Here is a 12857-nt window from a genome sequence, read left to right as displayed (position 1 = left end):
AGGCCGGATCATGATCCACCCAGACGTCGCGGCAAACAGCGACGCTACTGGGAGGAACTATGATGCGTTGTTGCATTGCGGTGGCGACCGCTGCCGCGTTCAGTCTTGTTTCAGCCACGGCGCTGCTGGCTGCCGACAAGAAGTACGATCCAGGCGCTAGCGATACCGAAATCAAAATCGGACAGACGATGCCCTACAGCGGTCCGGCGTCCGCCTATGGCACGCAGGGACGGGCCGAGGCTGCCTATTGGCAGATGGTCAACAGCCAGGGCGGCATCAACGGCCGGAAGATCACGTTCCTGAGCATGGACGACGGCTACAGCCCGCCGAAGACGGTCGAGCAGACCCGCAAGCTCGTGGAGCAGGACGAGATCCTTGCCGACATCGGGTCGCTGGGCACGCCGACGAATTCCGCCATCCAGAAATACCTGAACAGCAAGAAAATCCCCCATCTGCTGATCTCCACCGGCGCCAGCAAGTGGAACGATGCCAAGAATTTTCCCTGGACGACGCCGTTCTATCCACCCTATGCGCAGGAAGCCAAGATCTACGCAAAATACATCGTCAAGCAGATTCCGGACGCGAAGATCGGCATCATCTATCAGAACGATGATTTCGGTAAGGACTATCTGAAGGGCTTCAAGGAGGGTCTTGGCGATAAGGCTAGCCTCATCGTGAAGGAGCTCAGCTATGAGGTGACCGACCCCACGATCGATTCCCAGGTGGTCAACCTGAAGTCGGCGGGTGCCGATGTCCTGCTGACGATCACCACGCCGAAATTCGGCGCGCAGGCTATCCGCAAGGTTGCCGATCTCGGCTGGAAACCGACCCATTTCATTGTGTCCGTTGCCAGTTCGATCGGCGGCGTGCTCGAGCCCGCCGGGCTCGAAGCATCCACCGGCCTCATCACGGCGCTGGCGACCAAGGTGGTCGGCGATCCCGCCTGGGATTCCGATCAGGGCGTGCAGGACTATCTCGCCTTCATGAAGAAGTGGTATCCCGAAGGAAATCCGATCGATGGCAGCAACCAGATCGGCTACACCTCCGCACAGTTCGCGGCCATCATTCTGAAGAACTGCGGTGACGTGTTGACGCGCGAGAACGTGCTGAAGCAGGCCACGAACCTGAGCAAGATATCGCTGCCATTATTGCTTCCTGGCGTTACGGTATCCGTGACGCCGACCGACTATTCGACCTTCGACACCTTCAAGCTCGCGAAGTTCGACGGTAAGACCTGGAAGTTCTTCGGAGACAACCTCAGCACTGCGTCGCGCTAATCGAGGCGGAGGGCTGGTGTTTCGACGGTGGGCGCAGCGGTCTCGCTGCGCCCACGCAAGCGTCCCTCGATGATAAGTTCGGCACAGAAGCGCTGCGAGGAATGTTGATGAAGCCGGCGAGGGCTAGATCGACCCCGGCGGCATCTGCGAGGCCGCCATGATCAATCCGGTCATCAACGCGCTCGGGCGCCCGTTTCGTCTCGGCATCGTCGGCGGCGCCCCGCCGTCCATGATAGGACCGGTTCATCGCATCGCCGCGAGCATGGACCGGCGTTTCGAACTGGTGGCGGGCATGTTGTCGTCGCGCCCGGAGCGGTCGCGATCGGAGGGCATGGCCATCGGTCTTCCGGAAGCGCGCTGCTATGGCAGCATCGAGGACTTCTTGGCCAAGGAACGCGTGCGCGATGACGGCGTCGAAGCGCTGGCCATCATCACGCCGAACGATACGCATGCGTCCTATCTCAGGCTCGCACTGGGCGCCGGGATCGACGTGATGATCGAGAAGCCGCTCTGCAATGAGCTCGACGAGGCGCGCGCCTTGCAGCAACTGGCGACCTCCAGCGGCTGCGCGGTTGCGCTGACACACACTTATTCCGGCTATCCGATGGTGCGCGAGATGCGCGCGCGCTGTCTGGCCGGCGAAGTCGGTGCGCTTCGCCTGGTGCAGGTCGAGTATCTCGCAGGCGGCATCGCGACCGCCGTCGAGCTTGGTCCTGATGCCGAGCGGCGCTGGCGGCTGAAGCCCGAGCGCAGCGGGCCCTCGCTGGTGCTCGGCGATATCGGCACCCATGCGCATCATCTGGTAGCGTTCGTCACCGGGCAGCCGTTCGAACGCGTCTCTGCCGACGTCGGCACCATGGTCCCCGGCCGCAAGGTGCATGATGTCGCGCAGGTTCGCTTCCGTCTCGCCGGCGGGACGCGCGGACAACTCGAGGTCAGCAATGCCGTGGCTGGCATGTCCAACCATATCCGGCTGCGCGTTTACGGCGAGACCGGCCACATGGAGTGGCAGCATAGCCGGCACAATGAGCTCACGATCGCTTCGCTCAGCGGCGAGATCCAGACCATCTCGGGTGGCCAGCCGATGCTGACCGCCGATGCCCAGCATTCATCGCGGCTGAGGCGCCCCGGCCATCCCGAGGGACTGCAGGAAGCGGTGGCCAACCTCTACTGCGGGCTGGCCGACATGATGCTGGCGCGCCGAGGTCTTCCGACCTCGGGCGCATCCGTGCTGGTGCCGGCGATCGACGATGGGGTCAAAGGGCTTGCCTTCGTAATGGCGTGCCTGGAAAGCTCGGCAAGGGATGGCGCTGTTGTTAAGTTGAGCAGCTGATCTCAGACGCGGAAGATGATGACGGCGGGCGATTGGCTTGGAGAGCAACAATGACCAGCACGGATGCGATGGCACCTGAGTGGCGGACCACCGAGTGGTTCAACACACAAGATCGACTGTCGCTGTCGGCTTTGCGTGGCCGGATCGTGATGCTGACCGCCTTCCAGATGCTCTGCCCGGGATGCGTCGCCAATGCAATCCCGCAGGCCCAACGGGTTGCTGCGACCTTCAAGTCGTCGGACGTCGTCGTCATCGGCCTCCACAGCGTGTTCGAACATCATGACGCGATGGGGCCCGCTGCGCTTGGTGCGTTCCTACACGAATACAAGGTCGGATTTCCGGTCGGCATCGATGAGCCGGACGGGGTCGGCCTTCCGCACACCATGCGCGAATACGGCTTCCAGGGCACGCCGACGACGCTGCTGTTCGACCGCAACAGCCGACTGCGGCGTCATATGTTCGGCCACATTCCCGACCTGCAGCTCGGTGCCGAGATCATGTCCGTTGTCTGCGAGAACTTGGAATCGTAGATCTAATCTGGGCACGCATCGATCGGCTGACGCGCTCGTATGATCTACTTTGCCGTCGTGGCTTGCTTTCCGATATCTTCGATCAGGACGTCGGCGAGGTGCACCATGCTGCTCGCGCATGATGCGTTCTTTCTGAGAGGCGCGCTTTCGGACAGATGCTTAGCGGCGCTGATCTTGATTGTCAGGCCGGAAAATCCATTCGCGCCAGACCGTCAAGAGCACCGCCATCACGACCGGCCCCAGGAACAGGCCGAGCAGTCCGAACGTGGCGAGGCCGCCGAAGATTCCGACGAAGGCGAACAGGAACGGTAGTCGCGCCGAGCCGCCAACCAGAGTTGGCCACACGAAGTGATCACCGGCCAGCATGATCGCGGCGCCCCAGCAGAACACGCAAACGGCTGCAACTTCGCTGCCGCCGCTCGACACAATGGTCAGCGCTGCCGCGCTAAAAGCAGCCCAGGCGCCGAAAGGAAGCATCGCAAATGCCGTGGTGATGATGGTGAACATCACGGCGTTCGGGACACCTGCAACGAGGTAGCCGACGCCGATCAGCAATCCCTCGCCGACCGCGACGATCACCGTGCCGTTCACCGTGCCGCGGATCGAATCCACGATCTTCTCGATCACGCCCTCGCCAGGATGTCCCAGGATACGGTCGCAGGTTTCGACAAACCGATTGGCGACAGAGCGGCCATTGCTGAGCAGGACGAACAGCGCAAAAAGCGAAAACAGCAGCATGAATAAACGGTGCATCAGCTGCCCGCCCAGCGTGTTGAAGAGGTCGGACGCGTTGTCGGCATTGACCATTTGCAGCCACGCCGTCGCCGCTTTTGGATCGGAAAGGTTGGCGCGCCACCATTGCTGCACGACCTCGGCCGCGACAGGCAGATGAGCGATCCAGTCCGGCACTTCAATGCCGCTCTCGCGCGCGTTCTTCAACCAGCCTGCAATCTCGCTGCCTTGCTGCGCCACCTGATAGATAGCGAGCGACATCGGCGTAAATAGAATGAGTGCCACGATCGCCGTGAAGATCAGCGCGGCCGGGCCGGACGGACCCGAGGCGAGGCGCGCTGCAAAATTCACGTAAAGAGGCCACAAGGCGACGGCGAGAATGGTGGCCCAGACCAGCGGCGGCAGGAATCCCGCAGCGGTCCAAACTGCGAGCGCGACGATCGCGATGGCAAAGACGACCCGCGCGTTCATGCGCGCGCCCGAACCCAGCGGCAGCGCCTTATGCCCGGCGGGCGGGCGCACGCTCTCGCTGCGATCAAGCGGCCTTGACGCGCCTGGCTTCAACCCCATCGATATCTCGTTTTTGCCGCCCCACCTGCTGCTCATATCGATCTCAGAGCGATGAGCTCTACTGCCTCCCAAACAAACGAGACGCGCGCCGGTACGGCCAAGCACGTCTTGAGACGTGCATCGCTGCACTTGCCCGCCATTTGGTTCCAAACACGCGACCGGCGATAGAAGTTCCCTAAGGGCCAGCCCCGGCCAACGGTTCGCATTGGCGACGCGCCGTGATCTTGCCGGATCGAAAGGTTGGCGCGTTGCTCGGGCGCAAAGCTTCCCGAACGAGAGTTGCCGTAGAAATACGGTGACATTCCGCGCGACTGCGGCCAACCGCAAGAACTCATTAGCGACGCGGCGAGTTTGTTCCCAGCGTGGTCGCACCGTTTAGAGCTTTGCAAGCCGCTCAACACCATTTGTCGGTCGTCGCAATAAAAGCTCCGCATGATGTCCCCCCTCACGCTTCAACGCCTGATCTATCGCAATCCTGCCGTCGTCGTCGGCGTCTTCGTGCTGACCATGGCAGCGGCGCTGCTGGGAATGACTGTCTGGAAGGCGACCGCGACCCATGAGACGATGTTGGCACAGGCAGAGCGCGACATTCAGAACCTCGCCCATTCTCTCGCCGAGCACGCCGATAACACCTTTCAGGCCCCGGACGTGGCGATGACGGGTATGGCCGAGCTGCTGAAATATCAGAATCCGCTGGCAGACCGGTTCCACGCCCATCTCGTGGGAATGGTTCGCAGCCTGCCGCAGCTGCGCGAAATCGGGGTGCTGAACACGGACGGGACGTGGCGCTATTCGTCGCTCGATCAGCTGCCAAGCCACAGCAACGGGGACCGTACCTACTTCATCCACCACCGCGATAGCGCCGATAATTCAGTGTTCATCAGTGGTCCGGTCACCTCGCGCATCACGGGACGACCGACGATCGTTCTGACCAAGCGAATCTCCGATCTTCAGGGTAATTTTGCAGGTGTGGTCATCGCCGCGATCGATCAGGACTATTTTGCGAAATTCTACGAGTCGTTCCATACGGGACCGCAAGGAGCAATCGCCCTGATGTGCAGTGGCGGGACCACTTTGGTGCGATGGCCGGCGCAACACGACCGGAAGAGCCTCTCCGACACGCCGCTGTTCCAGTCTCGTCTGCTAAAATCAAAAGTCGGATTTTTCGAGACCAGCTCGCCATTCGATGGCGTGACGAAGTATATCGGCTATGAGCAGAGTCCGAAGTACGGCACGGTCGTCACCGTCGCGCGCTCGGAAGCGGACATTCTGAGCAACTGGCGCGACGACCTCAAGCGCGACGGCTTCGTTGCGGCGGTCCTGCTCGTGGCTGTCGGCTTCATGGCCGTTATCTTGGCAGGACAATTCCGCTATCGGGCGAGCCTTGAACGGTCGCTTGAGGAGCGCGAGGAACGCTACCGTCTGCTGGCGGAAAATATTGCTGATATCGTGATCGTGTCTGACGTCAAGGGACGCATGCGCTACGTGTCTCATTCCGTCAAAGTCATGCTCGGTATCGACGAAGCGACGCTGATCGGACGCTTCTGCACCGATCTGGTTCATGAAGACGATCGCGAAGCGTTGGCCAGAGCCGGCGCCGATCTGAAGGATATCTCCGGCTCGCGCGCGGTTCGCTTCCGGACCTGGCGCAAGAATGGCGGGCTGGTATGGCTCGAGTCCAACTTCAAGCTGGCGCAGGCCAGGGAAGGCGGTCGCTTCGAGATCGTCAGCGTCCTGCGCGACATCACGGAGCAGAAAAGGCTCGAGGATGATCTGTCCTCGGCCAATCAGCGGCTCTCGCAATTGGCAACCACGGATGGCCTGACTGGACTGGCGAATCGCCGCCGATTCGATTCCTTCCTTCGTGAGGCCTACGACACCCACGGCACGCTTTCTTTCCTGCTGATTGATATCGACCACTTCAAGGGCTTCAATGACACGCTGGGCCACCAGGCGGGCGACGGCTGTCTGCGCCGCATCGCAAGCGTTATCGGCAGCATGACGATGGAGACCGGCGGCTTGGCAGCCCGATATGGCGGTGAGGAGTTCGCAGTCGTGCTTCCGAACGTGGCGGAGGAAGATGCTGTCACAGTGGCGGACGCCATGCGTCTGCTGGTGCGAAAGCTCGACATCGTCCATCCGGCAGCGGGCAGGGGATACGTCACGATCAGTGTCGGGGTGGCTTCCAAGTCCACCAGCTCCGCCGACGACATATCCTTGGTCCGGGAGGCTGACGTCGCGCTTTATCAGGCCAAGGAGCAGGGGCGAAATCGCACAGTCGGCAGTTCGGCACCGAGGCGGACCGTTCCTGCGCCTCCTCTTGTGCCGTCTTCTTGAGGATGACGTCTCCGGCAGGAATGGCGGATCACCTGACAGCTTTCGGCTGTTGACGATGGTCCGGCCCGCGAGCCGCACGTTAACGTGCGCGACTGCGCGGGAGGGCATTCGTTAATCACGATCGCGTGGCAAGCTGTTAATAACTTGCCACGGCGGCCCTCGCCCCAGCGCTGCGCATGCGGGCAGCGCGCCTCCCCCAGACAACAGCCTGTTAATCAAACGACCCTAAGGTCATCTTCTGTTTCAGGATGAGGCTGCGCGCGTGATCGCCACTCGCGCCTGATGCAGAACTGTTTCAACCTGACGCACAACATTGGTGGCGGCGTCCTTTCCACTTTCTTACTCGTTAACCCGGAAAAGTCAGGACTGCGGCCGACGCCGGTTAACTCAAAGTTTAGGAATGAGTTGTGCGCGTGAGCTCCTCCCTTAAGGGTTTTGTTAAATTACCCTGGAAGCGGGAGACGGCGATGCGTGTCGCGATCGTTCATGATTGGCTGTACGTCGTTGGTGGCGCCGAACAGGTGCTGCGCGAGATCCTGCGCTGCTATCCCGACGCGGACGTCTATACGCTGTTCGACCTGCTGAGCGACGACGATCGCCGCAAGCTTGGATTCGAAACCGCGCACACCAGCTTCCTGCAGAAAATGCCGTTCCTGCGCAAGCGGCACCGTTCGTATCTGCCGCTGATGCCGATCGCGATCGAGCAGTTCGATTTGTCCGGCTATGATCTCGTGATCTCGTCGAGCTGCGCGGTGGCGAAGGGCGTGATCACCGGACCGGAGCAGGTGCATATCGCCTACGTCCACTCGCCGATGCGCTATGCGTGGGACCTGCAGCACCTCTATTTGAAAGAGAGCGGCTACGCGACCGGCCTGAAGAGTCTGGTCGCGCGCTCGATCCTGCACCGGATGCGCATCTGGGACGTCCGCACTGCGCACGGTCCCGATGCGATCTTTACCAATTCGCATTTCGTCGCCCGCCGCATCAAGAAGATCTACGGACGCGAGTCCAAGGTGATCTATCCGCCGGTGGCGGTCGGCAATCGCGATGCGATCCTGCCGATCGGCAATCACTTCCTGGCCGCGAGCCGGCTCGTGCCCTACAAGCGCCTCGAGTCGATCGTGCGTGCCTTCACCGCGATGCCCGATCTCGAGCTGGTCGTGGCCGGCGACGGGCCGGAGGCTGACCGGCTGAAGCAGATGGCGGGACGCAACATCACGTTCACCGGCTTCGTTTCGGACCGGCAGCTGCGCGATCTCATGAACACGGCACGTGCGTTCGTGTTCGCCGCCGAGGAGGACTTCGGCATCATCCTTGTCGAGGCGCAATCGGAGGGCGCGCCGGTGCTGGCGCTCGGGCGGGGCGGCGCGCGCGAATCCATCGTCGCCACGGGCCCGCGGCCGACCGGAATGTTTTTCGATGTGGCCGATCCGCAATCGATCACGCAATGCGTGCGCGCCTTCATCGCCAACGAGAAGGCGTTCTCGCGTCTCGACTGCCGGCAGCGCGCCAACCTCTTCTCCGCAGAGCGGTTCCGCCACCAGTTCATGTCAGCCGTGAACGAGGAGATGGAGCGCGTCTATGCCGGAGAGCAGGCCGATCTGGCGCGGTTGATTGCCTAACGGCATGAGAGGACGCAGGCATATGGGGCAGCCGAACACATCGAACGCTGGATCAAGCCTCGATATGCTTGCCAGACTGTGGGAGCGCCGTCGCGTGTTCGGCGTGGTGTTCGCCGCGACGATCTGCCTCGCCGTGGCCGCTTTGCTCGTGCTGCCGGTCCGCTATCTTGCAACCGCCTCGGTGATCGTGGCCGAGCAGGAACTCGGCGCCGGTCACTCCTCGCCAGCCTGGGACCAGAAGATCGGCGATCCTGCCGATCTCGAAAGCCAGTTGCTCGTGATCCGCTCGCCGCGGCTGCTGCGGCTGGTGATGAATGCGCCCGGCGTGGTCGATGCCGTGGTCAGGGAGTGTGGCAAAGGCGGGTTGCTGGGCTCGTCGGAGCGGTGCGACCGCCTGAAGAGCGATGCGGGGGCCTTCATCGACCGCGTCGAGAGCCGCTTCAGCATCGCGTCCGCGGGGCGCTCACGCGTCATCAACATCTCCTATCAGTCGAGCCTGCCCGACGTCGCGCAGACGCTCGCCAATGCGCTCACCGAGGTTTTCCTCGACGATCAGCGCGACGAAGGCGCCAACAGCCGCGAGGTCGCGAGCTCCTGGCTGAGGAAGGAGCTCAAGCAGCTCGACGAGCAGCTCCAGGCCGCCGACGACAAGATCCAGAAGTTCCGCCGCAGCAAGGGGCTGATGCGCGGCGCCACTGCGCCGATCTCCTCGGAGCGGCTGACCAGCATCAGCCAGCAGCTCGCGCAGGCAGAAGCCGCCAAGACCGAGGCCGCGGCCCGCCTGCAGGAAATCAAATCGGAGCAGGCGCGCGGTCCGACCGACGCGCCTTCGGTGCTGGCCAGCCGCAGCATTGCCGATCTGAAGCAGCAGCTGACCACGGTCAGCGCGCAGCTGGCGAGCGCCGCCACCATGCTCGGCCCCAAGCATCCCTCGATGCTGGCGTTGAGCCGCGAGCAGGCGCTGGTCCAGCAGCGGCTGACGGACGAGATGCAGAACATCGCCGCCAGCGTCCAGAAGACCTATGACGCCAATGATGACGCGGTTCGCTCGCTCAAAATGCAGCTCGATGCGGCCAAGGCGGAGGCCGGTTCGGCCACGCTGGACGAGGCCTCGATCGAGAGCATGGTGCGCGACACCGAGATCAAGCGGCAGCAATATGCCGAGCTGTACAAGAAGGCGAGCGAGCTCGAGACCGAGCGCCGCGTCCTGCGCGGCAGCACCAGGCTCGTCAGCCTCGCCGAGCTGCCGAGCAAGCCGTTCTTCCCGAAGAAGCTGCCGTTCCTGGCCGCCGGCATAACACTCGCTATCATCTTCGGCATCGGCGCGGCGCTGATGGCGGATCGGCTGGCTCCATTTGCGCGGAGCGGGACGCCGGTTGCGCCCGCGCCCGAGACGGCCGATGTCGACACGCTGGACGCGAAAGCGTCCGCCGTCGAGAGCGCCGAACGCCAGGCGGCTGCCGAGGTGGCTGCGCCCGCCGTCCAATCCGCGCCCGTTGCGCAAGCCGTCGAGAGCGCGCGACTGCCGGCCAACCCGGAGCCGCAGCCGAAGCTGCTTCCCACGATCGGCGACGCGCCGATCGTCGCCTGCTTGCCGCGCCTGAAGACGCTGGGCCAGCTCTCCGCGGTCGGCGCCATTCTCCAGAGCCATCGCGCGCTCTCGATCGCGCAGCTGTTGCGCCTCGCCTCCGAGGATGCGGGTTTCCAGGGGGCGCTGCATGCGCTCGTGCACGAACTCGGGATCGGCAGCGACGGCCAGACGCGGCGGATCGCAGTGACATCGGCGGAGCGTGGTGAAGGCAAGACGGCGACTCTGCTTGCGCTCGCCGAACATCTGGCCGCTGCCGGACGCCGCGTACTCGTCGTCGAGTGCGACGAGCGCAGTCCTGCGTTTGAGCAGGTGCTTGGACTTCGCCTCGGCGCCGGATTGCGCGGCGTCGCCGCCGGCGCGATAACGCTCGAGGACGCGGTGCAGCGCACCGATCATCCCAATTTTGATGTGCTGCCGCTCGGCTTCGCTGTGCTGCCGCTGGGCTTCGGCGGCGCGCCGGTGCCGGATCTGCTGGCGCACAGCCTCGCCGCGCGACTGTCCGGCCTCAGTGGCTACGATGCCATCCTGATCGACACGCCTCTGTCCGGCCGTCCCGGTGAGCATCTCGCCGGCGTCGATCGCGTTCTGCTCTGCGTGCGCGGCGATCGCACTGGGATCGAGCCGGCAATGGCTGCGATCGGGCAGGCCCGGGCGCTCGGTGCCGCCGATGTCGCGATCGTGGTGACGATGACGGAGCCGGAGCGCAGCTGCACCGGCGATGCCGCGCCGTTCGCTACACCCAATGTCTATGCCAGGGCAGGCTGATGGCTGCCGAGCGCATCCTGTTCGTGGATCACACCGGTCAGCTGGGGGGCGCCGAGCTGATCCTGCTCGACGTGGCGGCGGGCCGCACTGATGCCTCGGTCTTCTTGTTCGAGCCTGGGCCGTTGAGCAAGGCGTTGGCGGAGCGACGGCTCGAGGTCGTGACTTCGAAGTGGGGCGAAGGACTCGCGCGATTCCGTCGCGACAGCTCGGCCTTGGCGGCGCTGCCGCTGCTCGGCCGTCTGATGGCGATCATCCTCGAGATCGCGCGCGCCGCGCGGCGCCACGATCTGGTCTACGCCAATTCGCAGAAGGCTTTCGTGCTGGCCGCCATCGCCCGTCTGCTGGTGCGGCGGCCGCTGGTCTGGCATCTGCACGACATCATCAGCGCAGCGCATTTCGGCCGCTTGCAGCGCCGGCTGCAGATCGGCCTTGCCAATGCCTGCGCAGCCAAGGTCATCGTGCCATCGCAGGCGGCCGCCACAGCCTTCATCGACGCCGGCGGACGGCCCGATCTGATCGAGATCGTTCCCAACGGACTGGCGTTGCAGACTGAGCCGTGTCTGCGCAGCGAACTCCGGGCGATGCTCGGCCTCCCCACCGGTCCGCTGGTCGGCGTGTTCAGCCGGCTTGCGCCCTGGAAGGGCCAGCACGTGCTGCTGCAGGCGCTTGCGAAGCTGCCCGATGTCGGCTGCATCATTGTCGGCGATGCGCTGTTCGGCGAGCAGGACTACGCGACCCAGCTGCGGGCGATGGTGGCCGAACTCGGGCTTGGTGACAGGGTCCGCTTCCTCGGACATCGCAGCGACGTGCCGCGGCTGATGCAGGCGGTCGACGTGATGGTGCATCCCTCGATCGATCCCGAGCCGTTCGGCCGCACCCTGGTCGAGGCGATGCTGGTCGGCGTGCCCGTGGTCGCGACCGATGCCGGCGCCGCGCCTGACATCCTGGAGCGCGGCCGCGCCGGCAGCCTGGTTCCATCAGGTGACGCACCGGCGCTGGCGCGCGCCATCAGCGCGGTTTTGGCCGGCGCCGAGCAGTTGCAGCCACAACTCGATTATGCCCTGCGCCGCGCCCGCAGCGAGTACAGCCTCGCGCGCATGCTGGATGGAATCGGCCTCCTGATCAACAAGGTGCAGACGGGAGCCGCGGCGTGAGCACCGAGCTTGCTTCACTGGCGGAACGGCGCAGTTGGCAATTGCCGGGCTGGGCCGCTGCCGTGCTGGTGCTGCTCGGCACTCTCGCCGTGAGCGGGCCGCTCGGCGGATCGTCGCGCCTGCTGTTTGTGCTCGGCTGCGGCGCGGCGGGCTGGTACGCGTGGCGCCAGCGCCCCGGCGCGCATCTGCAGGCCGCGCTGATCCTCTTCATTTTCGCGCCGTTCGTGCGCCGCATCGTCGATCTCTCCGCCGGGTACGACCAGCTCGGCCTGATGCTGATCGGGCCGCTGCTGGCCATCCTCGCCCCCGCCGTCGAGCTGCCGCGCCTGCTGGAGCAGCGGACCGTGCCGCCGCGCTGGCTCTGGCCGCTCGGCATCGTGGCCGGCTGCGTGGTCTATGCCGGCCTGCTCTCGGTGATCCAGGCCGATTGGACCAACGCCGCGTCAGGCCCGCTGAAATGGTTGGCGCCGCTGCTCTATGCCGCGGTGCTGATGCTCAGCGCCGACCGCCGCGAGCTGATCGAGGCGGCGACGCAGGCGTTCCGCATCATCCTGCCCGTCATCGGTTGCTATGCCATCTATCAATATGTCGATCCGCCGGCGTGGGATCGCTACTGGATGGAATTCGCACCGATCATCTCGATCGGGCAGCCGGTGCCTTATGGCGTGCGCTCGTTCTCGACCATGAACGCGCCGGCGGCCTATGCCAGCTTCACCGCCGTCGGACTGCTTCTGATCGCGCTGTCGAAGCGGCCGTGGCCGGCGCTTCTCGCTGCGCTGCCTGCGGTGCTCGGCCTCTTGCTGTCGATGTATCGCACTGCCTGGATCTCGCTTGCGGTCGGTCTGCTGTTCTGTCTGCTGTTTGCGCAGACACGGCGGCGCGCGGGCCTGATCTTGGCCGGCATTGCGGTGGCCGTGGTGCTGGCGGCGACCTTGACGCCGTTGGG

Annotated in this window: 9 protein-coding genes; 8 read left to right on the top strand and 1 reads right to left on the bottom strand. The window is 64.2% G+C overall.

The window, feature by feature from the left end; genetic code table 11:
- Positions 1 to 62 precede the first annotated feature (62 nt).
- The 3 genes from WA702_RS14650 to WA702_RS14640 all read left to right on the top strand — a co-directional run bounded on the left by WA702_RS14650 (position 63) and on the right by WA702_RS14640 (position 3140).
- Positions 63 to 1277, top strand: coding sequence for an ABC transporter substrate-binding protein (locus WA702_RS14650; RefSeq protein ID WP_425111251.1), 1215 nt, complete (start codon positions 63 to 65; stop codon positions 1275 to 1277).
- A gap of 157 nt (positions 1278 to 1434) precedes the next feature.
- The gene (locus WA702_RS14645; protein ID WP_425111250.1) at positions 1435 to 2610 is read left to right on the top strand and encodes a Gfo/Idh/MocA family oxidoreductase; all 1176 of its coding nucleotides are present in this window, start codon (positions 1435 to 1437) and stop codon (positions 2608 to 2610) included.
- A gap of 50 nt (positions 2611 to 2660) precedes the next feature.
- Complete coding sequence (locus WA702_RS14640; protein ID WP_425111249.1) at positions 2661 to 3140, top strand: TlpA disulfide reductase family protein; 480 nt, start codon at positions 2661 to 2663, stop codon at positions 3138 to 3140.
- Positions 3141 to 3299: 159 nt separating this feature from the next.
- On the opposite strand, the gene WA702_RS14635 is transcribed toward WA702_RS14640, so the two are convergent.
- Entirely contained in the window at positions 3300 to 4763 is a 1464-nt protein-coding gene (locus tag WA702_RS14635) for an AI-2E family transporter (RefSeq protein ID WP_425111248.1), read from the bottom strand.
- Between the two features lie 111 nt (positions 4764 to 4874).
- Between WA702_RS14635 and WA702_RS14630 the strand changes: the two genes are divergently transcribed.
- The 5 genes from WA702_RS14630 to WA702_RS14610 all read left to right on the top strand — a co-directional run.
- Positions 4875 to 6779 carry a diguanylate cyclase domain-containing protein gene (locus tag WA702_RS14630; RefSeq protein ID WP_425111247.1) on the top strand — a complete coding sequence of 635 codons (1905 nt, stop codon included), beginning with the start codon at positions 4875 to 4877 and terminating at the stop codon, positions 6777 to 6779.
- Between the two features lie 467 nt (positions 6780 to 7246).
- Positions 7247 to 8401, top strand: coding sequence for a glycosyltransferase (locus WA702_RS14625; RefSeq protein WP_425111246.1), 1155 nt, complete (start codon positions 7247 to 7249; stop codon positions 8399 to 8401).
- A gap of 64 nt (positions 8402 to 8465) precedes the next feature.
- Positions 8466 to 10757 carry an exopolysaccharide transport family protein gene (locus WA702_RS14620; protein WP_425111245.1) on the top strand — a complete coding sequence of 764 codons (2292 nt, stop codon included), beginning with the start codon at positions 8466 to 8468 and terminating at the stop codon, positions 10755 to 10757.
- Positions 10754 to 11911 carry a glycosyltransferase gene (locus tag WA702_RS14615; protein WP_425111252.1) on the top strand — a complete coding sequence of 386 codons (1158 nt, stop codon included), beginning with the start codon at positions 10754 to 10756 and terminating at the stop codon, positions 11909 to 11911. The genes WA702_RS14620 and WA702_RS14615 overlap by 4 nt, the downstream gene beginning before the upstream one ends.
- A partial coding sequence (locus WA702_RS14610) for an O-antigen ligase domain-containing protein (protein WP_425111244.1) occupies positions 11908 to 12857 on the top strand: 950 nt, incomplete at its 3' end. The genes WA702_RS14615 and WA702_RS14610, both read left to right, overlap by 4 nt.

It is taken from the genome of Bradyrhizobium sp. (assembly GCF_049798375.1).
In the GTDB taxonomy this organism is placed as follows: Bacteria; Pseudomonadota; Alphaproteobacteria; order Rhizobiales; family Xanthobacteraceae; genus Bradyrhizobium.
The sequence above is the reverse complement of the archived record's forward strand: the minus strand, read 5'-3'. Positions and strand labels throughout refer to the sequence as shown.